Source organism: Lachnoclostridium phytofermentans, assembly GCF_000733755.1.
GTDB classification, from domain to species: Bacteria; Bacillota; Clostridia; order Lachnospirales; family Lachnospiraceae; genus Lachnoclostridium; species Lachnoclostridium phytofermentans_A.
This window is the reverse complement of record NZ_JPOF01000006.1, coordinates 1-24,526: the sequence shown is the minus strand read 5'-3', so window position 1 is coordinate 24,526 and position 24,526 is coordinate 1. Positions and strand designations below refer to the sequence as shown.

Below are 24,526 nucleotides of genomic sequence, written 5' to 3'. Positions count from 1 at the left end.
TTTTTCCATTACGAATTGTTCATAATTTACAACAATACTTCTTTTTGTAATCAATCGTTTACAAATACTAGAATTGTTACCATTGTTTTAAAAAATATTAATTTTTAACTGTACCACTTGTATTAGTACAGTTAATATGATATGCTTGCTTTAGTCAATTCCATCTTGGTATACATAGGACACTAATGCTCTCTAACAGAACTACAGTGAGCAAGTGTTACATACTTAACTACATAGATAAATGCTTTTTCGTAAAAATCAAAGATTCTCATTTCACTGCTTGTTTCATCTAAGAGAATTACAAAAAATATGAAATACTTTATTTCGCATGTTACCTATGGAAAACAATTAAAATATGGAAAGGAGTTTAAGTATGTTTCAAGTAAATCTTACCTCTAAAGTTCCGATTTATGAACAACTTTCAAGAAAAATCATGGAACTTATGATGAAAGACGTTTTACATGAAAACGACCAATTACCTAGCGTAAGATCTCTAGCAAAAGATCTTGGTATCAATCCTAATACGGTACAAAAAGCTTATCAAGAACTAGAACATAATGGTGTTATCTATTCTGTTGCCGGACGTGGAAATTTTATTGCACCATTAAAAGAGAATTTACTTAAAGAAAAAGCAATGAAGAGCTTTGATGAAGCGGTGTTTGATGCACTCTCCCAAGGCTTTCAAAAAGAAGAGCTAGTAAATAGAATTGAGGTGATAGCAGATGATCGAATTTAAAAATGTTACAAAACGCTTTGGGAAAGATTTATCGCTTGATCAGATTAGTTTAACAATTGAAGAAGGTACTGCATTTGGACTATTAGGATCCAATGGTGCTGGTAAGTCCACGCTACTTCGTTTACTTTGCGGTATCTATAAGGCTGACGACGGAGAAGTCCTAATCGATGAAGCTTCTGTCTATGATAATATACAAGTGAAATCCGATATGTTCTTTATCAATGATGAAACCGTTCAATATCAAAACATGACAGTAATTGAACTAAAAGATCATTATAAAAACTATTATAGAAACTTTAAGGAAGAAGTATTTGAGCGATTGATGGAGGTAACTAAATTACCAAGTGATAAAAAGATGTCTACTTTCTCAAAAGGTATGAAACGTCAAGCTGTTTTCATTATCGGTCTTTCTTGTGGCACGAAATATCTACTACTTGATGAAGCTTTTGATGGATTAGACCCAGCAATGAGAATTATTGTAAAGCGTATTCTAGTCGATGAGATGCTCGATCGTAAGCTTACATTAATCCTCTCCTCCCATAACCTTAAAGAGGTAAATGATATCTGTGACCATGTGGCGCTCCTTCATGAAGGTAGACTACTATTCTGTAAAGATTTGCAAAGTGTATATGAAGGATTTCATAAGATTCAAGCAGCATTTTCCAGAGATTACTCTGCGGAAGATTTTGATGGGCTGTCTATCGTTCAGAGTGAGAAGCTTGGAAGTGTGATAACCATGGGGGTACGTGGTGACATAGAAGAAATCAAGACATACTTATCTCACTTTCATCCAATTCTGCTAGAAGAAATCCCTCTTACCCTAGAGGAAATATTTATCTATGAAATGGAGGCAAACGGATATGACGCAAACGGCATCGAGCACTAGCTTTTTTGGCATCAGTTTAAAAGAAAAGTTAAAAAATAAGCGGTTTTGGACCATACTAATTATTACTAACCTCCTAACCGGTCCATTGTATATTTTAAATCATTACTATTTTGACTCTCAAAGTTCGATATGGATTACTATCTTAGCATCCTTAGTGATTGGTGCCTCAGCTTTCGTAATACCATTAAGCTTTTTTGATTACCTTTATCAAAAAACAAAAATAGACGATGTTTTAAAACTACCACTTACAAGAAAACAGTTATTTATGAGTGATTATCTGAGTGGTTTAATCCTCTATCTCGTACCGATTATAGGACAGTTCCTACTCAGCATGCTGTTACTTTTATTGCGAACAACAAGATTTATTAATTCTATACTAGAATATGATGTAACAATGGATGACTCCTTCCTTAGAATGTTACGCTTGGTATTTTTTACTTATCTCTTTATCATCGTAGGCTTAATGTTCCTATACACTCTTACAGTATTTGTATTAAGTTGTGTTGGTAACACTTTTGAAGCGATAACTGCCAGTCTTTATATTAATTTATTAATACCTGGCGTAATCTACTCTGTAGGTTACCTCCTTTTAAATCGCTTGTTTGGAATCAGTTTTCGAACGTTGTTTCAACAATTACTATATTTCACTAGTCCGGGAGGTATCCTCCTCTATTGGTTTAACAATCTAAATCGATTTCTTTATAGTGGAACTGGATTATGGACTCTATTCCTTGCATTACTGATGACATTAGGGATACTTTTTATTTCCTATCGAAATTTTATAAGAAGAAAAGCAGAAAGTGTAGGCACTGGATTTGTTAACCGCATCTTCTATTACTTTATCATGGCTTCACTAACATTTTTATTGGCTGCTTTCTTCTACCAGCTGGATATAAACTTTATCACAAGCGTATCTTTATTGGCGTTTATATTCTTGACATTTGAAGTAATCACAAATAGAGGTTTTCAAAAATTCTATCGATCCATTCTTCGATTTGCAATAATATCAGCAATCACTGGTTGTAGTATATTTCTTATCGATACTACGGAAGGTTTTGGCGTTGTTTATAGAACCACAGATATCTCAAATATAAAATCTGTCTCCATTCGTTACAATGGCGTTCTTGATCCAGATACTACAGCTTATGATAATTCTATTATACTGAAAGATCCAGAGAATATAAGGGCAGTCCTAGCATTTCATCAAAGAGTAATCGATGATTATATAGTAAGCAAAATTTCAAGCGAGAATCCAAATATGGTAAGAGTTCCTGTTGAAGCAACTAAGTATAGTAACTATCCTGATTCTCAAACCACAGAAGCAATTCCAGAGGAGTATTATTATGTTTATCTTCCAACCTATGATATTGAGATATCGTTTGATGTAAAGAATGGAATCGATTACACAAGATTTTACAGCGTAAGTTTTGATCAAAGAATGTTACTGGCGTCTATCGATCTCAGTGATGAATATATTGACCAAATAGTAAAACAAAATTCCAATCCAGGATCAATAATAGTCTCGGATGTATATGATTACTCCAGCATAAGTTATCCTATGCGTAAAGAAAAGATTCAGGAATTATATCATTGTCTTGCTAGGGATATGAAGAAGTTAACCATGGAGGAATATTTAACACCATCAAAACCTACTAGATTTAAGATTGGCGAGATTCCTATACTAGAAAGTTATACTGAAACACTAGCTTTCTTAGCTGATAATTATGTAAATTTGGATACATTCTCTACAAAAACAATTTACAATAATTCTGTAGCTAATAACTTTGGTATCTTAGCCCCTATCGAAAATACAAATAGTAAGCCTTTGTATTATTATGGCTACTATTCTTACGCTGCGACATCGCCAATGTATGTTAATTCGGAGCAAATTGAACAATTTAGGGAAGAAATTATAACCTTATTAGATCATGCTCAATATCAATATATAACAACAACTCCTTGCTATCGTATTATAGTTGGAAAATGGTCTTACGTAATTCCACCAGAATATACTGATTTAGCAGAACAATTATATGATAAGTTACGTTAGTAACTAGATATGACTTCATGACGAATAAGAGCATTGTTACTACATATCATTTCGGATGTAGTAAACAATGCTCTTATATTTTGCTTCCTTAAAAATTACATTCTGTTAGTTTACCAATATCATCTAATAGGTTACGATTCAATAAACCTTGTCACTCTCTCCTATATACTAATAGGACAAACTTCTACTACCATACTACCAGCTTTTACTTTGATAAATACTATCCGTTATTTTTAGAGTTCTTAACGCTGCATCGATATTACCAGGGAAGTTACCTATTCCGTTTATTTCATTGACTATCGCCTGTTCCATCGCTAAACCAACATGAATGGAGTCCCTCGTTACTATCTCTTCTCTACCTTCTTTTGCTTCAAGAATTATTGGAGCGTCATTATGAAAAAAGTCAAAAGATATCATCCCTCTCTCACCAATAATATCAACTTGATCACGTGTGATCAAAGCATTATAACACCAATTTCCGGTACCATAAATATTATTTTCATATTGGAAATTAATAACTAAACTATTAAAATCATTGCTATTATTACCTATTCTGTTTTTCATAAACTGAAACTGCTTTACTTCACCAAACAATTCATCCATATAATCAAGGATATGGATGTCGGTTTCGGTAAATACATTTCCTCCAGATATCTCAGGTATTGCTCTCCATGCACTTGTGTCTGCAATAGGATTTACGTAACGATGGATATGAAACTGAGACACCTGACCTATTTTCCCACTATTAAGTATTTCTTTTATCTTAAGGAAGCGATTTAAACTTCTACGATAAAATGCTACATAAGCCTTTTTTCCAGCAGCTAAAAATGCTTCCTTAATTGCTAACCCTTCCTCATATGTCATTGCTAATGGTTTTTCAATCAAGCAATGCTTCCCTGCTTTCGCACACTGAATGGCATATTCCATATGTTTGTCAGGAGTAACTGCAATATATACAATATCTATCTCGTCATCTTTTAACAATTCTTCTACGCTATCATATACGATACCTTGTTGATGCCTATTTGTCCAATCTACGGCTTTTGATTTTGTACGATTCGTTAATCCTTTTAATTTTGAGTTTTCTGCTAAATAAAGACCAGGACCGTTCTTTACTTCTGTAACGTCTCCACAGCCAATCATTCCCCACGTTATTGTTTGCATTCTTTTGCTTTCCTTCCTATAGTACTTGATACTAATTTATCATATTTTGTCTGATATTCCTATACATTTTATGTTTTATTGTGTTTTTTGTACTAACTATTGTTAATAACGTTATCTCTACCAATAGAAAAACGGCAGAGTTTCTTCTGATTTCAACCCCGCCGTTAGCTTGTGATATTGATAATTTTGCATATGAAGCCAGTGAACAGAAACAAGAGAAACATAATTCATGTCCATGTTCATATCCATGAAAATTATAGATAAGTAGTAAACTTTTGTGCGATAACTTCATATTGATCTTTAATGCTTAAATACAGTCCAATGGTTTGCTGTTTTTCTGTTTCAAATTTCGCTATAATACTATTATAATTTCTTAATAGACACTCCACAATCGGTTTACTAATCTTATTATTTTCTGCATCTTTCCAAAGAATTTCTTTAATCTTATCACTCTCAAACGCATCTTTATAACTTCGTTTTCCATAGAGAGCACTTAAAATATCGGCAACTGCCACTATTTGCTGAGGTAGTGTTAAATCTTTTTTTGTAAGTCCTTTATGATACCCCGAACCATCTAGCTTTTCATGATGACGTACTGCAATCTCTAAAACATCTTGGTCTACTACACCGCTAAGTATCATCTCTGTTATACGGACATGAGCTTTCATGATCTTCATCTCTTCTTCCGACAATCGCCCAGGTGATTCTAAGATTTCTAACGGAATGGCTAATTTACCCAGATCATGAAGTAATGCCCCATAATATAAATTATGAAGTTCTACACCACTTAATCTCATTAGTCTTCCTAGTTGCCTTGCAAAATTAACAGTCGCCATGGTATGAATTACTGTATGTTCGCTACGAAAATCAATGGTATATACCAGCATTTCTAAAAAACCTTTTTTGTATTTATCAGAAAATACTTTTTTTGATAGAAACTCTGCTAACTCTTTCTTATAAGTACCATTCGCGAGCTTTTCCGTAATCTTATACTTTGCTTCCGCTCGGAAAAATAAATCAAGTGCTTTCCCTGAAAACTTGATATCTCGATATTTTACAAAGAAGTCTTTCTCCATATCATCTGGACATAAGTGCATATAAGTATCCATATGATCTGCCAAATTTAAACACTCTATGATATGTAAATATTTGCTTGATATCAAGTGATAGCGATTATATTCAATATGATGATATAAGATAATCTCAGCTTTATCTTTCATCGGGGTAAAATATTTTAAAAATAAAAAACCATAAATAGAATGTGACCAAACATCTTTTGACTCAAAATCCACGACATTTTTTACGTTTGGTTGCTTATATAAACCAATATCATGCAAGATACTTAGCATGGTGTAATCAACTAAATCGTGATCAGAATATAAGTGTTCACATTCCAACATTTTATATACGATATACCCGGTTATCTCACCATGATTGATGATTTTAGGATTTATTATACTTAATGTTCTATTAATAATTTCATTCACATTTTCACTACTTATTACATTCATATTTCACTCCAGAAACATAATCTGTGTTTGTTATTTCTAAGATAGATATTCTTGTCCTTTTCAACATAATGGTCTCTAATATCAGATTATGTTGAGGAAGAAAAAATTATCACTTAATGTCTTATTATAACACAAATTGTAAAGAAAAAAAGTAGAGAAATTAAAATACATCGTTTTAGTTTTTATTAAAATTTCATATATCTTATGGATATTTCTATCATTATTTAAAATAATTACTTATTATCTTGAATAACAGCTCATTTTGTACTACCCTGCTTTCATTTTATTCACAAGATACTCAATCATGTTGTAAATTATATACGCATCTGACTTGTATTTATATTTTATTTGAACAGAACGCTTTCCAAAGGACGCTTTTTGAAACGATTTTTTTAAGATATCCATGCATTCCTCATCATTTGTATGAAAAGTAAAATGATTTTTTGTAACTGAAAAAGCAAAAAACAAAGTACCAATTCGATAAGTTGGCATTCGAAACCATATAACAGGTGTTATATCTGGATGATTTAAATTCATATATTCTGTGAAATCAGAAATCCATTCTCTCTTTATTCCATCAAATTGATTTACATAGTTAAGGATAGAATCCAAAACATTTTCCTCCCCTACTAGACAAAAAAATATGGTTCGTGATAAGATTACATTACTATTATGCCCAAACCTGTAATGAGTATTACTTAGGTATCACGGCTGGAATGGAGAAAGTTATGAATCAAGATGAAATACAAAAAAGGGTCTTTGAATCCTTAACAGAAAAAACATATATTGTTATGCAGGCTCACATTAATGGCTCAGGGCGTTTGTTCGGTGGACAACTTCTCGCTTGGATTGATGAATTGGCTGGTATCGTAGGTATGCGTCACTCCGGAGGAAATGTGATTACCGCTTCCATAGATAATTTACAATTTAAACATGGTGCACACTTGAATGATATCGTTGTCTTGGTTGGTCGCGTAACCTATGTTGGTAACTCCTCAATGGAAGTACGAATTGACACTTATGTAGAGAACAAAGAAGGATCTCGTTATCCCATTAATCGAGCCTATTTTGTCATGGTCGCTTTAGACGAAAAGGAACAACCAAAAAGAGTCCCACGTTTAAAAATTGAAACTATGGAGCAACAAGCAGAATGGGATGCTGCAATGAAGAGACATGCTCTTAGAAATCAGAGAAAGGCAGAAGGTTATTAATTCTGTTAAATTATCGTTTTATAAAAAACTTTAGAATTGCATTATGAATCACGGAATAGACTAATTTTGCAGCCATAATTGAATAGAAGCAGAGAATTCATGTCGAAATAACATTTCTTCTCTGCTTCTATTTCATGAAATCAGGGTAACTTCCTTCCTATTTTGCACTTCTATAATTCACTTCTATTTTACATTTCTATTGTTCACTTCTTTGTTGCTTTAATTTCCATTCAACATCCTGAATTACTCGAAGACGATCTTCTTCCCTATTCACGATATCGGTATGATCGGTGTCGATAATTAGGATATCACTTGCAGTATAATAGTTCTGAACCCAGTCATCATAACCTTCCCATAGAAAACGATAATAATCAATGAGACTACTATCTAGCTCAAAGTCTCTCCCACGGAGTTTAATTCTATTCATTACGGTTTCAAAACTCCCCTTTAAATAAATCATAAGGTCAGGGGATTTTTTCGGCATTCCCTTCAATTCTTCCATCATATTATGAAGAAGTTTTTCATAAATCTCCATCTCTAGCTCTGAGATTCTACCAAGCTCCATATTTTTTCTTGCAAAATACCAATCCTCATAGATACTACGATCAAGTACATTGTTTTGATTTGCAAACGCTTGCTTTATTGATCGAAATCTTGTATCTAAAAACCATAACTGGAGTAAAAAAGGATACCGTTTTTTCTGTATCTCTTCTTCGCTGGAAGTATAAAATAACGGTAATATTTTATTTCCCTCCACGCTTTCATAAAAAACATCTGTATGAAAATATTCTCCAAGCATTGTCGCATAGCTTGTTTTCCCTAAACCTATCATTCCGCCAACTACAATCACCACTGTTCTTCCTTTCTGTTACAAAAAACTTTTATTTCTCTCTTTATATTACCATATCATTAGATCAAAATAAATACAAAACACTACATTTTGATGTTTTATCTATTTTTACCACATGATATGGTGTTTTCACTTTTTTCTAAGATAATATTCCTAATGGATTATACCATAAATAATTCTTTTTCCTAGCATTATCTTCGATTTATAAAGAGAAATATCTGTTAATAATCCTTGTAACAAAGGGAAAACATCGTGTTAATCAATCACTATAAGCATTCCCTCTTATAATGTTGTTATACGAACTTTAAGTTGTAGTTAACACTCTTCTGTAGACTCATAACGAATACGAATCTTTGGTAGCTTTGGTAGTACCGTATAGGAGTTAAGCATCCAATCAGATGCACCAGTATTCTCATTCTCACCATCTGCAGGAGGTGCAAAAATTGTTAACGCCACCTCTTTTGCGAAAAACAAAGGCTTTTTCCAAAAGACTGGCATAATATCGATACAGCTAACCCCAGGAGCTTTATAGAACCACATATCTTCAATACACATCATGAGATTTAACTCTTTTAATCCTTCTTCAAAATAAACTTCAAAGAAAACTGGATTCTTTTCTAAGTGAATTGGCATGGTGATACCTTCAGAGTCTTCACTACCTCCCCAACGTAACGTCACTGGGATATTCATCTCTTCTTTTATAGTCATTACTGGCTTAAAGAAATCATCATGAATAATTTCCTTATATTCCTGAAGTAGAGGCTGTTCAATTCCAACTTCTTTGTTATTTGGATCCGTCATTTCAAGGCCTAGTCTTCCATCATCACGGAATTGATACATTGTAAAACCGCTTAACCAACATTCCTTATCTTCTTTGATAAAATCGCAGAATTCTTTCATCATACTAGCCTGTCTGATTTGTCCAGTTACATCACCATCTGCATTAAGCTCCGACATAACCATAGGCTTAATATTACCTCCATTTAAATAGCGGAAACGATCATAACTTAATTTTGCTAGTCGGTAAGTCTCTTCTGCTGTTTTACAGTAGTGAGATGTTCCTCCTCGTTCGGCGATGTCATATGGCCAACCATAATGCAGCGTTATGTACTTATCAACAGACCAGATATCGGTTTCTTTTACTGCCTCTGTAAATTCCTTCTCTTTTAGTATCTCTGTGGCATTTTCATCCTCGATACCACCAATACAAAGAATCGTCTGCACATTAGGTGCATATTTCTTTACTATTTTATGGAAGCGCACATAAAAATCAGCAACTTCCTGGTAAGTACATCGTTTATTAAAAGAGAACCACGAACCAGTGGCTTCATGATTAATACGAAGCTGTACCCTACCAAAGGTGGTTAAATCCTTTGCTATCGCTATTAAATGCTCGTCTGTTACATGAGGATCAATGGTGAGAGTAAGAAGGACATCCTGACCATGCTTTCTTACATCTCTCATATAGGTAAATGGTTCCTCTGATAAATCACCATGTAAGCCACCCTTATAAGTAAAATAATCATCATATGGATAATCCCAAGCAAATGATACAGAATCACTTGCATGTGCTACACTCGCACGCTCTGGCCAGCCTTGGTCAAGCGGATAATAACAATACATTAAACTAATAGCGCGATGCGGACGACCTAGCTTTTGTAAGATATAATCCTGATTAACGTAACCGCCTCTCTCACTACCATCTCCCAAATCAACTGCACATTTGGCAGGTCCCATATGAATCCCATATGCTTTTTGTTCCATTAATAGTTCCTCCTTTATCTGCTTATTAATACTTTATAGACTATCTTTTGATTTCTTTGATTAGGTTGTTCCTATAATATAACTTCTGATAAACAGTATTCTTTTTAGACTGTCAGCAAGAAAAAGTACGCTTCACAGTTTCCCTTGCCGTGTATTTGATTATCAGAATAGGTTTCTTCTTATACTATATCGTATTTTTACTATGCAGAAAATGGATTATTTTCTCCTAACGAAAGGAACTATCATGGATTATATTCTACTCTTTAACTTCTTTTCTCTTATCAAGATTACTGCTTTTAAGGAAGAATCACTACTAAAGTGAAGCATTTATTCCTGAATTCAATCTTTTATTTTATAAGGACCATACAAGAGATTGGACTAACCTCTACGATTGTTCCAATAACTTTATATAGCGGCTCTACACCAGCCTTATCTCCATCTATATAGACAGTCCAATTATTCTCAGGAAGTGTTATCGCAACTTTCTCATCGGAAGCGTTATAGATAATACAAAGAGTCTTATCCTCTTTCGTACCACTTCCATTGATTAGATAGGATATGACACCCTCTTTCTCTTCTGGTAAAAAGATCAATCGTTTTACTATCTCCTCTGTAGACTTCATTCTGAGTGCCTCTTGCTCTTTCCTAAACTTAATAAGACCTAAGTAGTAAGAAAAAACATCCATTACATTCGCTTTATTTGACCACTTTATACAATTGATTTCATCAGGCGCATTATAGCTATTTTCTACAAACTCTCCCACTACTTCTTTGGACGGTTTGCTTCGTAACATTTCCTCCCCAGCTTGTAAAAAAGGGATTCCTTGTGAGGTAAAGACAATCGCAGCACACAGTTTATTCTTTTTTACTTTCTTCTCATAATTATCTTCTTTACAAGAGTAAGCTATTTTATCCCATAAGGTGTAATTGTCATGAGCGGATACATAGTTAATACACTGCGATGGAGAAAGCGCCCAAGGAGAGTCGCTATAATTCACTTTCTGATAGTCGATTTGTGGATGAAAGGTTGCACCGACTACGCCAAATTTCACACTTTCTCTTTTCCCAAAATCACCTGTTGCATACCCTTTTTCATCAGGTATAAAGACACTTCCTTTTAGACCATCTCTAATATCATCACTAAATGCTGCAATCCCTGGTAACATATTCATATTGGCTTTCATTGCTCGCTGACTCGCTGGAAGAGGACAGTCTCCACCTAGCCAACCTTCTCCGTATAGAATAATGCTTGGATCAATTTGATCTACAGCCGATCTTACTTCCTTCATAGTTTCTATGTCATGAACCCCCATCAAATCAAAGCGAAAACCATCGATATGATACTCCTTTGCCCAGTAGGTCACAGAATCAATGATAAATTTTCGTACCATCAATCGCTCGGAAGCTGTTTCATTTCCACAGGCAGAGGCATCTGAAAATTTATCACCAACTTTACGATAATAATAATCGGGAACTAATTTATTAAAATTGGAATCCTCGGTTTTCATTGTATGGTTATACACAACATCCATAATGACACGAAATCCATTCTCGTGCAGTGTTTTAACTAATGTCTTAAACTCTTTTACTCTTACCTCCCCATCGTATGGATTTGTAGAATAAGAACCTTCTACCACATTATAATTTTCCGGGTCATATCCCCAGTTAAAGGTTGAGCAGTCTTCTTCCTCTACAGAGGCATAATCAAAGCATGGAAGAAGATGAATATGAGTTACTCCAAGCTCTTTGATGTGTGATAGTCCTGTTGCTAAACCTTCGGAATTTTTAGTGCCAAGCTCCGTAAGTCCCAGTAGTTTCCCTTTTTCTTTTATACCAGAATCAAATTCCATCGATAAATCACGGATATGTAATTCATATATCACAGCATCTGTAAAAGAATCAAACTTAGGTTTTGATTCCTTGGGAAAGCCAATTGGATTTGTTTTCTCTAAATCCAAAATCAGCCCTCTTTTCCCATTCACACCAGTCGCTCTGGCATAGGGATCGACAGCTTCTTTGCTTTGACCCTCTACCGTTACAAGATAGGTATAATATACCCCTTCATAATCTCCCATAAGTGTAGCTGACCAAATACCTTTTTCCTCTTTTTCCATTACTTCTGTAGCAAAAGGTTCTCCACTGCTACCATCATGATAAAGATTCACGGTTATCATAGAGGCCGTTGGTGCCCAAACTTTTAATTTTGTTGTATGATTTGTATAACTTGATCCCAAATCAGTACCGTCATAATAATTCTGCTTTTCCCAATCACTCGATTTCCAAAACTCATTCATTTCATGAACCGTCCTTTACCTTTTGCTAAATCTCTTTTTTCACGCTTATCTACGTACAGTATCATAATTCAGTTATATCATAATACTGCATTAATTTCTATAATATTTTCGAATATATGATATTTAATTTCGAATTATTCATAATGTATTTTCGAAAATAATGATAAATGCAAAAATAAATATAAAGGCAAAATGCGCCCGTAAATTAAATGCAACGAGATAAGAGGTTCGTTTTCTCTCTGATATGTATCATGCAGCTATTGTCATTAATAATAGGTAAAATAGGTCACTAAAATATTTAAATAATTGTATTCGTAGCCTCTTTCATTAGAATATAAATATTATCCTACAGATACATCATTAGAAAAGCCTGCAAGGTTTAAAAAAACCCAAGTCCTAAGACTTGGGTTAACTCTGTTGCATGAAAAAATTATTCTATTATTCCCATATCATATTTTGCTTGTAATATTCGAAGAACAGATTCCTCAATCCGTTCCTCTGTTATCCTACCACTGTTTACCGCGTTAACAACAGCAGTGATCTGTTCCTTATAATTGGTACAGCACAGCATATCATTACCTGCCTCTACTGCTAATACTGCAGCAGCTTGATCCCCTGTGTAGGTGGTTATTGCATCCATGGATAGATCGTCTGTTATAATAAGGTTTTGAAATCCTAGTTGATTTCTAAGAACTTTATGAACTGACTCTGATAGAGATGCTGGTAGTTTATCATCCATGCATTCTACAATGTTATGAGATACTAAAACAAAAGGTGCACCAGCATCAATTCCAGCTTTAAATGGTAAAAAATCAATGTTCTGGAAGGTCTCATAATCTCTTTTATCGTATGCAATCCCGGTATGAGTATCCACATTGTTTCCGTATCCAGGGAAATGTTTTAACACAGAACCAATTCCCATTTTCTTCATTGTTTCCACTACCAATGTCACATATTTAGAGGTTTCTTCTACGTCTGTTCCAAAAGCTCTAGCGTAAATAAAGTCTTCACTTTTGTTAGGTACATCACAAACTGGAGCAAAATTTATATTAATGCCTAGTGATAACAGCAAGTTTGTTTTCTCCTCCGTATCTTTTCGTATTTCATCAAATCCCCCTTTTTTATAGAGTACACTAGGTGATTCAAATGGTTTATCCCGAAAAGCTTTGTATTTACTAACACGGTTTACCGTACCACCCTCCTCATCTACACCGATAAATGCTGGTATCTTGGAATTCTCTTGATACTTAACTACTTTCTGAGATACACTTTCTTTCGTTTCATTCTCAAAATCTCGAGCAAATAGTAAGTATCCCCCAAACTGGTATTCCTTCATAACCTCATTAGCATTTTCCTCTGGACAACGGACAAAAAACATCTGCGCTACTTTCTCTTCTATAGTCATAGTACTCATCAGACTCTTAGCGACCTGCATGCTTTCTGACATTTCCTCTGGAGGTTGTGTCGGTGTCACTGTCGGTGTATTTGTTGGCTCTATTGGCGTAGCCGTTGGTATCTTAGAAGGTTGTTCTATGTTCGGCGTTATTGTTATGTTATTCTTGATTTCATCATCCTTATCGTTTGCATTCTTACTACACGCACATAAAAATACAGTTAGCATGAGAACTAAGATGCCATATATTAATTTTGTTCTTCTCATCTTTACCTCCATCACAACGCATAATCTATATTCTTCCCATAAAAATTTATATTATTTCTTACACTTTTATGAGTTTTACTCTAATACAAAGAAAAGCATGCTTCACGACTTTTCCTTGTATTAAAGGAAAGAGTATTCCAAATATATAACACATTTGGAATACCCTATTATTTACTCACAGAGATTTGCAACCACCTGATTAATTACTTTACCATCTGCTTTCCCCTTCAGTTCTTTCATGACTACTTTCATGATTTCCCCTTTGTTTTTTGTTGCCACAACTTCAGCAAAGTTAGCTTGAATAAACACTTTAACCTCATCTTCACTCATAAGCTTTGGTGCATATTCATGAATGACATCATAGCGAGCTTGATACTCTGCTTTAAGATCTAGTCTCTCAGCAGGACAGGTATCCAATTGCTCCTTTGCTGTCTTTAATTCTTTTAAGATTACACGGTCTACAAGTTCTTCCGTGATATTATCACGATGACCTTCATCAATCGCTACCTTTTTAATTGCGGAAATCAGAGAAGAGATACTATCTTTTCTACTCTTATTTCTCTCTTTCATTGCTGTTATCATATCTTTTTGTAATGTTTCAAATTGCATTGTTTTCCCTCCTTTACAATTTAATGTTATTGTACTTCCATTGCAAGGAAGCTGTCAACGGTCAATTCAAAAACTAATCTTCTTCTTGCTACTTAATTCTTATATGAAATAGAACGATCCAATCGGAATTGTATGTCATTTATTCATCATTCTTGTCGAATTGAATATATTGATCTTAGGGAGTATTATACTCTACTCTTACAAAAAGTCTGTGAAAGGAATGAGTATGAAAAAAAATCAAGACAAAGTGATTGGGATAAGCAAAATATATCAATTCGGAGATATGTTATGCAAGAGGCTACAAATGAAAGATAGAATAGCCTTTGGTATTAACTAAAAAGGAGAGTGGCCTTATTATGATAGAATTTGAAGTAAATAACCGTTATTTTAAACTTCCGCCATATCCTTATCACATAGAAACCTTTGCACTCTTTGGATCGTATATGAATGAGGAATTTGATGAACTAAGTGACATTGATATGTTAATTATCATCGAGGATTGTTCAAGGCAAAGATTATTGTATAGAAAGCAACAACTTGCTAAGGCTCTTCAGGTGCCTATAAATTGGTTATCCGTTTATACGAAACGGTCATTTGCCAATATGTGCGCTCATGGCGATTATTGGTGTTGGAATCTAAAACTATATGCAAAAATTTACTATTCAAAATCAGATTTCATTTATCATGCTTTTGATACACTAACTCCAAATGTTGAGGTACTACGCCTTATGTATTATGACATTGAGTCTATCGAAGAGGAATATCAAAATTTCATTGATCATAGAGTCTCTGCCGAGGAATTACTGAACTTAATTGCTCACTATACTAGAAATGCATGCATCCTTCTATGTTATCTTAATAAAGTTGTTGACTTTAAGAAATATTCACCAGCAAAACAATGTTATACATTTACAGATATAACAATGCCATTCACCTTTGAAGATTATGAAAAGTTATACCAACTAAAACGAGCCTATAAGAGTAATTCTCAGTCCTTCCGATATAGGATAGGATACCATTATGCATATTGGTGGTATGAAAAATATCATGAAATGTTTAATATCGTTGTTGAAAAAGCCAACGAGATATTGCAAGACGATTTTGTTAGTCCTTTAATATCCTTTGTACCTAATGAAAGAAAATAAGTACTAAATTTTTTCACACTCTATTGAGTAGTGAAAATGATAATTAAGTCCCTCCAATACATGGCTTAGCAAACGAACCAAATCATCTTCTGGAACTTATCCCTCAAGATTTAATGTTAAAACCAGTTGATAACTGTCCTGAAAAAAAGTATAATTTTTATGGTTGATTAAGTTATTTATCATAAGTTAATTATACTAGAGGGCTCCGATGGAGCCCTCTTCTTATATAAATAGATAAAAAATGAGTTGCTACAAAACTAACTTAATTAGTTAGTTTTGCAACAGCCCCATCTTTTTTACTTTAAGCTTATTATTTTCTTACCTCCGAAGCAATTCCTAATTCTCTCTTTAAAACATCCTGCGATTGCTTTTTTTGGCTATCCCATAATTCATGTACCTTATCAAAATGGTAATCCACTTTATCAGGATTTGATGGAAGCTTTGCTGCATCGTTGATTAAGTAATCCGTTAATTCTAAGGTATTAAGAAGATGTACCATTCTCTCCGGATATTTTTCATGAGGTATCGTAAAGAATTTACGTTGATAAATAATTGCAAATACCGTTGCATGGAAAGAGTTCGTCACTACATATTCCGCATTCTCTACAAGTCCTATAAACTCTTCCACTCCCGCATCATCAAAACGTCCTAGTTCATTGCTATAGCGTTTATCAGGACGATTATGAATGACAGGAAGTCCAGTAAGCTTCGATAGTTTTTCTGCAATAGGACGAACTTGATTGTCTGCGTTAATGACATGAACAAAAATATACCCCTTTTTATATCTTGATGGCTTCTTTAACCTATCAAAATCATTCACGTCAAGCAATAATGTAGGGTCTACTACCACGTCAATCTGCTTGTCCGTAAGTGGAGTAAGCATCTCTTTGGCAGATTCTTCTCTTACCGCAATAGAATCAAAGTTTTTTAAATAGTGTCTAAAAAACTCTTTTTCATAATCTTTTAATTCAGTCTTTCCAACGCTGGAAGCAAAGGATAGTTTCCTTACCGGTCCTTTGGTAAAATTTAAGAAAAATGTCCTATTTAATCCACCGGTAATTGCGCCGTTCCATACCTGATCACTACCAGTAATTAAGATATCATAGTTATCTCCCACCTTGGAATCTACAAGTTCCTGATAACTATGATAACATTTTGTTGTATGCAATTGATTCGCGATAAACGATTCAAACTTTTTATATTTACGATTTGCATGAATGCCCTTTTTCTTTATATTAAGCCATAAAGCAGAACGTAGTTTTCGGAATCTTTTTGCATTCTTTAATCCTTTATATAAATTAAGTGGCTTATATAACGTATCAATGCAGTCCAGTCGAAGATTAATAATATCAACTTCATAGCCTAATTTTTTTACATATTCTTGTAGCCCCCATGCTTGTAGCATACAACCATAATTGTGTGCTGAGGAGATGGTTACAATTCCAACTTTCATGTTTCTTTTTGTACCTCCGTTATCCTTCCTACTCACAGGTTTCCTTTTGTATCTTACCGATCCAACTATTTCGTATTAGGAACACCAATCAGTTCTTCAAACTGCTTTACAATGGATTGGTTATATTCGGTAAAAGAGATATTAAGCGGTTTTACCTTACCTTCTAAGAATTCTTCCATCCCTTTTTGCAATCCTTTTTCACTGTTTTCTACCAGATAACCCTGATGTTCTCTGATAAAATCACCAGAGCCCGGGATATCTGTTGCTACAATTGGAACTCCTAAAGTGTCTGCTTCCAGTAATACCAGCCCCAGAGGTTCGCGATCGGAAGGTAATAGGAACAAATCGCATTGTTTTAGTATAGTAAATGGATTTGAAGTTGATTTAACGATATAAATATCGTTAGCACATTCTAATTTTCGCGAAAATTCTACCGTTTTTTGGAACAAAGTACCATAACCACCGATAATAATCAGCTTTGTATTCGGGTGATTCTTATGAAATTCATTGAATGCAGACATTAGTTTTAGGTGTCCCTTTTCCGGCGAAAATCTTCCGATAGTTATAAATTTCATGGAATCACCTGCTAACATCTTCGTAAAGTCTTCATATGGTACGGAAAGTTCTGTTTCCTCCTCCATAAGAAACGGAAGTTTAGCTTTTTCTAAGATTCCATCCACATTGTGTGCATTTTGTAAAACAACTACCTTATCCATAAAGTTACCGATTTTCTTAATGGAGTCTTTTGTTGCTTCACTAACCGCTATAATCTTATCATAGCTTTCAAAGGCATGCTTAAGAATATTAAAGTGGAAATTCTTCTTTTCCTTATATTCTTCGTACATATCATTATGTGCAAAGATAACTTTAGAAGCTTTCGACTGTTGTAAATACAAGGTAATATCCGGTGCATATCCTGTAAATTGTACAATCTCATCAATTCGGACATTGTGAAAACGCTTATCAAAATCCCGCTTATAAAGACGATTCATACGCTTTTGTAAAAACTTAGAATCCTTATTAAAACGATAATATAGCTTATGATAAATCGCCTCCATCCATTTCCATTCAATCGTACTACCACAAAGTGGCATGAAACCTGTATTCGCTGGAAGAGCCGATAACCGCATCGGGCAATTAGTAAATTGGTTCTGCTTAAAAAAGAAATAGTAATTAGCTTTCTCTTTGTCAACCAAACTCATGAGATTTAATAAAGAGGTAGTGATACCGTTCATTGCTAAGTTTGAGCAATACACAAGTATGTTAGGATTTCCGTTTCCCTTTACTTTTTCTTCTTTACAAACCTTTTCAGAAAGAAAAACATGTCTTGCGATTCTATTTGCTGCATCAATATTATCATAAGTACAGTATTTTTCTAAAAACTCTTTATCATCATATGTCTTAGGCTTCTTTAACTCCTCACTTAACTCATTCACATTCTCAGCCTGTGGAAAAGGAAGGGAATCAAGAGGTATGTAAAGGCCTCGTTCATCCAGATAATCTTTACGATCATAGGTAAATAAAATTATTTTCTTTCTAGCATTAGCAAAATCGAAAAACACACTGGAATAATCCGTAACCAGAACATCCGCAGAATTTAAAAACTCATAGGTTTCATAGCCTTCTGGAAATGGTTTGATGTGTTTATACTCACTAAAATCAAAACAGGCTTGCAAAAACACATGGAATTTTACATAAAACACCTGATTATCCTCAAGAAGTTTATCAAGCATTGCAAAGATACAAGAACACGCTTCCACTTGTTCTGTATTATTGCTTTCGGTCAGAGTACCACGCCAAGTAGGCATATAAACAATCACTTGTTTCTCTGTTAGTTTTAATTCTTTCCGAATTATCTCTGCACGTTTTTTTTGATAAAACGCCGCATTCCTTGGATATCCTTCACAGAGTATATTTCCTTGGTATGTATTTTCAAGATAATACGCATGAATCATCTTTTCTTTCATATAATCGTTTGGATATAGTAAGTAATCTGCGATTTGAAAATTCTTTTGAATATTTCCCATCGCAAAAGCACGATTCGAAACTTCATATCCCATATGTTTTAGAGGTGTCCCATGCCATGTGTTTAAATAAATCTGTTCTGGTCTTTTGTAAAACCAAGTAGGGAAACTAGTATCATTTACTATATACTTAGCAGTAGCTAACATCTCTAGATATTTTTTAGAATTCATAGTAACAAGTGTAACATGATTCATCTGATACTTATCAAGCAGCTTTTGAATTCTATCTTTACTGGATAAGTTCACATTAAGATAACATTGAAACTTAGAATACTCCTTGTTACTTAATTCTTTCAGTAAATAAAATATATTACCCGCTAAATCAGCTCCTGCCTTTGACTCAAACAAAATCGCAGTTTCCTTTATTGGTTTCTTTCGTTTGCTCAAATAATATGAATTTCGATTGCAAACCTTTCCCGTGGTTATCACCTTAGAAATTTTGCCTTTTATATTAAAACTCATTGATTTATTCCTCGCTATCCTTTGGTTACTTATATTTTATATCTCACCTATTATATAATAAATAATAAGGTAATACAATCGAATTAACGTCAGATATCGACCAAATTCTACAGCAGTAGTAAACTCAAAGAATACCCGACCACATAATCTCCAAAGTATTCCAAAGTGGAACTGCATCCCATAAATCTATTTTTACATAAGGTATAAAATACGCTACAACAAACTGTTCCTTTTGATCAATTACCAGATTGCATCTACCTGATCCCTCATGTCCATAGGTGTCTTCAGAATAAATAAAATCATCATTGAAACGCTTGTCCGGACCTAGTCCATATCTACGATACACTCCATTTTGTCCCCAACAATAGTCCTTTACGTGTTCTTTGGTATAAGTTCTTGTCATTTTCTCAATTGTTTTCCTTCCAATAACTCGTGTTCCATTGTAATACCCCCCTAGGGATAACATAGTACCAAACTTAACCAGGTCTTCTGGCGTGGAATATAAACCGCTTCCTCCTGGAGGAATTAAGTTCCATAGATTTTCTTTGTTTTCTATTTTGTTTATAGAACTTTCTTGAGCTTCCATTAATCTTGACCTTTGATATTCGTTATAAAACGTTGTACGTGAAATTGCATCTATCGGTAACGTATAAAAACTGCTTGTCATCTCACAAGGTTCAAGTATATTCTTATGTATAAAATCTGTCAGCTTTTCTCCGCTGATTCTTTGAATAATTTCCCCTAAAATATGAAAACCAAACGTGGAATATCCCCATTGCATTCCCGTTTCAAAGTAAAGTCCGGATTTTAGCGAAGCCTTAATCCAGTTTCTACCACCAGAAGAAAATTCCTTATCAATGCATTCATAGACATTAGGGCAACCATTGCTTGGAAGAGTGCCGTAGTCTACTCCAAATCCTGAGGTATGACTTAGTAGATGAGTTAATGTAATCTGATGGAAGGGTGGTTCTAAAAACTCTTCGATAAAATCACTTACTGGTTGCGACAATCGAACCTTTCCATCCTCTACGAGACGAAAGAAGGCGGTTGCTGTAATAAACTTGGTAATTGAAGCAATTGGAAAGATAGAATCTGTTTTTAATGAATTTTCTTGCATTGTTCCGTTTGAAAATCTTCCGAGAGCATTTTTAGAAAAAAACTTTCCGTTTCTTGCCATACAATAACTTGCTCCGTATAATACATCTTTATCAATTTGCTCACTAAAAAAATGATCTAAAACAGTAATTCTACTTTCCTCATATCCAGCTTCTTCTGGTGTCACATAGGTTTGACTCATATATAGTCCTCCTTCTCCTTCATAAGACTATTATATACCATTATATTCCATTCAGAAAGCACTTTTCTAATACATTACTTTCGCTAATAAGGTTCGCAATTTCTTCCTAATTTACACTCTTAAAGAGATTTCCTCATGAGCTTTAAGGTTCAAACGAATGCAATAAGGGTCAAAACGAATGCAACTGACAGTTTATATATAAACATATAAATGAAAGAAACCTAATTTATAGGAGCATCAATTTATAATAAATGTAAGGATTGTGAACTGTTTTATATACAACCTCAATTTTTATTATAAACCTAATTAGCCCTATGTCCTTTTGGTACGTGCAAAGCACCTTGCACTCCAAATGCTTGACATAGAGCTAATACATTCTCTACAAAATAGGTTCATTCTTAATATTGTAAAATAAATTTCCAAAAAATGCACTTTACTTATTCATCACAAGAGAAATTATCAAAGTGTGCTTTTTTTTATAAAGCACGATTATAGTTCTTCTATAAAAACATCCGCAGTTATAATTTTTCCAATACGCTTTACATGACTTGTCATGTAAGTCATACCATCTTCTTCAATTTCTACTTCTACAGTGCCGCCAGGCATATGAACTTTGACCTTACGATCTGTTAGCCCTAATTTATAAGCAACATTAGCGGCTGCACAACTGCTGCTACCAGAAGATAAAGTATAACCAGCACCACGCTCATATATTTCAATCATGATTTCTTCCCGATTTAATACTTTCATAAACTGAACGTTGATTTTATTTGGAAAATGCTCATCACATTCAATTATTTTACCTAAACTTTTCACTTCTGTCTTAACTAATTCGTCTCTTAAAATTACACAGTGTGGATTTCCAATGGTTAGGCAGGTGGTAATTACCTTCTGACCTTGAAACTCCATTGCTTCTTCAATCACTTCTCTAGACTCACCTGTTACAGGAATTTCATCACTCATGTAGGATACTTTACCCATTGCTACATTCAGAGTACCATTTTTATCGTTGGTATAATGAATTTCAATTGGTCCTCCTAAGGTATGAATAGTAATAACATCTTCCGATACATACTTATGATCTCTTAAAAACTGTGCAAAAATACTGATTCCATTACCACTTTTCTCTGCTTCGCTTCCATCCGGATTAAAAATACGTACATAGATTCCATCTTCCTTTTCGTAAGGCCCCATTAAAATACCATCAGAACCTACCCCAAAGTGACGATCACATATTTCACGGATTTGTGAACCCGTTAATTCATATTCAAACTTTTTTGTATCAAATACTAAATAATCATTTCCATTCCCGTGATATTTTTCAAAGATAAATTCCATAGTTTAACCCCTTTCGATTATGTATCCCATTCAAATAATCTCACCTATCATAATCTTCTTTCTTAATTGCCCTATTTCTAGAGCTCACCTATATAAAATTATAAATATCTATTACTACACTAAAATATTACCATCATTTCTTTTCTTACTTATATGATACACAACATGTTTTAACTTAAACATATCTATTTCTGCTTGATATATTGCATTTTCTGTTCTTTTATATTATCATTAGGATAGTAATTTTATATTGAGATGAAATAGGAAGGATAGACAAGAAGTAGCATGGAACAAAATAACAAACGTGGTTACCTGAATGACCAGTTTCGGTTTTTTCATTTAAAAGATTCCCATACAGCACCAATTGAGTATCATTATCATGATTTTCAGAAAATTGTCATCTTTTTCTCTGGTAATGTCACTTATATGGTTGAGGGTAAGGTTTATCAATTAATGCCTTGGGATATCCTACTAATTAATCATCATGAGATGCATAAACCAATCATTCAACCGGGAGTACCATATGATCGCATTATATTATGGTTGAACCGTGAATTTTTAACGCAGGATTCCTTAAAGCAGTATCATCTTGATGATTGCTTTCAGGAGACAATTGCAAAAAAAAGTAATCTTTTACGAACCGAAGCGAAATATAGAATGAAGTTCTCAAATCTCTTACATGAACTTGAAGATTCTTTTCATTCCAAAGAATATGCGAATGAGCTTTATACTAATACACTCTTTTTACAACTCATGATCGTGATGAATCGAATGCAAGATTCTGCCCCACTCATGGAAACACAATCAAGCATACAATCCAATAAACATGTAGATTCCCTTATTTCTTATATTTCAGAGAATCTATCTGGCGATTTAAGTATCGATGCATTATCAAATGCTTTATACTTAAGTTCCTCCTATCTTATGCATAAATTTAAAGAAGTGACTGGAACATCACTCCATAATTATATAACAAAAAAGAGACTTACAAATGCATTAGAATTAATGAGGGAGGGTACACCAATTACAACCGCAAGTTTACAGAGTGGTTATAGCGATTATTCCACCTTTTTACGTACATTTCGTAAAGTGTATCATTGTACGCCGACGGAGTACTTAACTGGGAAGTTGCAATCCTCTCCTTTTCAAGGGCAAAATTATCGAGAGTAGACAATCCATTATTTCGGGACTAAAAAGAAGACCTCCTATGTCAGTTTTATAAAAACTTTCATTAGGAGGTTTTGCATAATAGATTATGTTCTATTCAGAGAAAGGCTTCGTTTGAAGATTGACATTTGTAGCTACACACTTTAAAAGGGCTTGTTTTTGTAAAATCTTTTATTCCTTTATAAGCTTTTAGTTGCGTATTTCGTAATCAAACATACGAAATATCAAGCGTAAGACCTCTAATACATACATTGATAAAAAAAGGGCTTTAGCCTAAGTAGATTATTCTACTGGACCAAAGCCTAATCTTTAATTATTCTAAATCTCTAGAGTCGTTTGGTTTCTTTTAAAAATAAGCTTTATAATCTTGAGGAAACAAATATATCATAAATTGCTTTTATCGCAGCTTCAAAATCTTCATTTCGAACACCAATAATGATGTTAAGCTCACTAGAACCTTGGTCAATCATCTTAATATTAATATCGGAATGTGCCAAAGCAGCAAAAATTCTAGCAGCGGTTCCACGCATTGCCTTCATACCTCGTCCTACTACAGCAATCAGTGCAAGATCGGCTTCCATATCGATAGAATCAGGCTCAGCAAGCTTATGAATACCTGCTAATACCTTCTGCTCTTTCTCTTCAAACTCAGATTGATGAACGAATACAGTAAAGGTATCAATACCAGAAGGTACATGCTCAAAAGAGATGTTATGCTTCTCGAATACTTCAAGCACCTTTCTTCCAAATCCAACTTCGGTATTCATCATAGCTTTTTCAATGTTAATTGCACAGAAACCCTTCTTACCAGCGATACCAGTAATCGTATACTTTGGCTTATGACAAGTAGATTCAACAATCCAGGTACCGTTGTCCTCTGGTGCATTGGTATTTCGGATGTTGAT

Annotated in this window: 19 protein-coding genes; 6 read left to right on the top strand and 13 right to left on the bottom strand. The window is 34.0% G+C overall.

The annotated features are described in order from the left end of the window. Positions 1 to 373: 373 nt before the first annotated feature. From CC92_RS0113465 to CC92_RS0113455, 3 genes are read left to right on the top strand one after another with little or no spacing between them, the layout of a single operon-like run. Positions 374 to 736, top strand: a complete 363-nt coding sequence (locus tag CC92_RS0113465; RefSeq protein ID WP_029504672.1) for a GntR family transcriptional regulator — start codon at positions 374 to 376, stop codon at positions 734 to 736. Continuing rightward, positions 723 to 1,622: an ABC transporter ATP-binding protein gene (locus CC92_RS0113460; protein ID WP_029504671.1), complete on the top strand. Its 900-nt coding sequence runs from the start codon at positions 723 to 725 to the stop codon at positions 1,620 to 1,622. Before CC92_RS0113465 ends, CC92_RS0113460 begins: the two co-directional genes overlap by 14 nt. Further along, positions 1,597 to 3,672: a hypothetical protein gene (locus CC92_RS0113455; RefSeq protein WP_029504670.1), complete on the top strand. Its 2,076-nt coding sequence runs from the start codon at positions 1,597 to 1,599 to the stop codon at positions 3,670 to 3,672. Before CC92_RS0113460 ends, CC92_RS0113455 begins: the two co-directional genes overlap by 26 nt. Positions 3,673 to 3,867: 195 nt before the next feature. Here CC92_RS0113455 and CC92_RS0113450 read toward each other — a convergent pair whose 3' ends face one another. The 3 genes from CC92_RS0113450 to CC92_RS0113440 form a co-directional block, all read right to left on the bottom strand. Then, positions 3,868 to 4,836 (bottom strand): Gfo/Idh/MocA family protein, encoded by a 969-nt coding sequence (locus CC92_RS0113450; RefSeq protein WP_031420407.1) that lies wholly within the window; start codon positions 4,834 to 4,836, stop codon positions 3,868 to 3,870. Between the two features lie 254 nt (positions 4,837 to 5,090). Continuing rightward, complete coding sequence (locus tag CC92_RS0113445) at positions 5,091 to 6,347, bottom strand: HD-GYP domain-containing protein (protein ID WP_029504668.1); 1,257 nt, start codon at positions 6,345 to 6,347, stop codon at positions 5,091 to 5,093. Between the two features lie 267 nt (positions 6,348 to 6,614). Then, positions 6,615 to 6,959 (bottom strand): DUF1801 domain-containing protein, encoded by a 345-nt coding sequence (locus tag CC92_RS0113440; protein ID WP_029504667.1) that lies wholly within the window; start codon positions 6,957 to 6,959, stop codon positions 6,615 to 6,617. Between the two features lie 116 nt (positions 6,960 to 7,075). Between CC92_RS0113440 and CC92_RS0113435 the strand changes: the two genes are divergently transcribed. Next, positions 7,076 to 7,558 (top strand): acyl-CoA thioesterase, encoded by a 483-nt coding sequence (locus tag CC92_RS0113435; RefSeq protein WP_034218494.1) that lies wholly within the window; start codon positions 7,076 to 7,078, stop codon positions 7,556 to 7,558. A gap of 196 nt (positions 7,559 to 7,754) precedes the next feature. Here the strand turns inward: CC92_RS0113435 and CC92_RS0113430 are convergent, their stop codons facing one another. The 5 genes from CC92_RS0113430 to CC92_RS0113410 all read right to left on the bottom strand — a co-directional run bounded on the left by CC92_RS0113430 (position 7,755) and on the right by CC92_RS0113410 (position 14,735). Next, entirely contained in the window at positions 7,755 to 8,411 is a 657-nt protein-coding gene (locus tag CC92_RS0113430; RefSeq protein WP_029504665.1) for a deoxynucleoside kinase, read from the bottom strand. Between the two features lie 312 nt (positions 8,412 to 8,723). Further along, positions 8,724 to 10,172, bottom strand: coding sequence for a hypothetical protein (locus CC92_RS0113425; RefSeq protein ID WP_029504664.1), 1,449 nt, complete (start codon positions 10,170 to 10,172; stop codon positions 8,724 to 8,726). Between the two features lie 347 nt (positions 10,173 to 10,519). Further along, positions 10,520 to 12,466, bottom strand: coding sequence for a type I pullulanase (pulA, locus tag CC92_RS0113420; RefSeq protein WP_029504663.1), 1,947 nt, complete (start codon positions 12,464 to 12,466; stop codon positions 10,520 to 10,522). Between the two features lie 430 nt (positions 12,467 to 12,896). Further along, positions 12,897 to 14,126: a glycoside hydrolase family 3 protein gene (locus CC92_RS0113415; RefSeq protein WP_029504662.1), complete on the bottom strand. Its 1,230-nt coding sequence runs from the start codon at positions 14,124 to 14,126 to the stop codon at positions 12,897 to 12,899. Positions 14,127 to 14,297: 171 nt separating this feature from the next. Next, positions 14,298 to 14,735 carry a GatB/YqeY domain-containing protein gene (locus CC92_RS0113410; RefSeq protein ID WP_029504661.1) on the bottom strand — a complete coding sequence of 146 codons (438 nt, stop codon included), beginning with the start codon at positions 14,733 to 14,735 and terminating at the stop codon, positions 14,298 to 14,300. Positions 14,736 to 15,091: 356 nt separating this feature from the next. Here CC92_RS0113410 and CC92_RS0113400 point away from each other — a divergent pair, with 356 nt between their 5' ends. Beyond that, positions 15,092 to 15,880, top strand: a complete 789-nt coding sequence (locus tag CC92_RS0113400; protein ID WP_029504660.1) for a nucleotidyltransferase domain-containing protein — start codon at positions 15,092 to 15,094, stop codon at positions 15,878 to 15,880. Between the two features lie 310 nt (positions 15,881 to 16,190). Here the strand turns inward: CC92_RS0113400 and CC92_RS0113395 are convergent, their stop codons facing one another. From CC92_RS0113395 to dapF, 4 genes are all read right to left on the bottom strand, one after another. Beyond that, entirely contained in the window at positions 16,191 to 17,333 is a 1,143-nt protein-coding gene (locus CC92_RS0113395; protein WP_029504659.1) for a polysaccharide pyruvyl transferase family protein, read from the bottom strand. 65 nt (positions 17,334 to 17,398) lie between these two features. Further along, entirely contained in the window at positions 17,399 to 19,819 is a 2,421-nt protein-coding gene (locus CC92_RS0113390) for a glycosyltransferase (protein WP_029504658.1), read from the bottom strand. Between the two features lie 124 nt (positions 19,820 to 19,943). Next, complete coding sequence (locus tag CC92_RS0113385; protein ID WP_029504657.1) at positions 19,944 to 21,116, bottom strand: serine hydrolase domain-containing protein; 1,173 nt, start codon at positions 21,114 to 21,116, stop codon at positions 19,944 to 19,946. 489 nt (positions 21,117 to 21,605) lie between these two features. Beyond that, a complete protein-coding gene (dapF, locus tag CC92_RS0113380; protein ID WP_029504656.1) occupies positions 21,606 to 22,454 on the bottom strand; it encodes a diaminopimelate epimerase in 849 nt (282 codons plus the stop codon). A gap of 285 nt (positions 22,455 to 22,739) precedes the next feature. On the opposite strand from dapF, the gene CC92_RS0113375 reads away from it, so the two are divergent. Next, the gene (locus CC92_RS0113375; protein WP_029504655.1) at positions 22,740 to 23,624 is read left to right on the top strand and encodes an AraC family transcriptional regulator; all 885 of its coding nucleotides are present in this window, start codon (positions 22,740 to 22,742) and stop codon (positions 23,622 to 23,624) included. A gap of 356 nt (positions 23,625 to 23,980) precedes the next feature. Here CC92_RS0113375 and CC92_RS0113370 read toward each other — a convergent pair. Then, a partial coding sequence (locus tag CC92_RS0113370) for an ACT domain-containing protein (RefSeq protein WP_031420404.1) occupies positions 23,981 to 24,526 on the bottom strand: 546 nt, incomplete at its 5' end.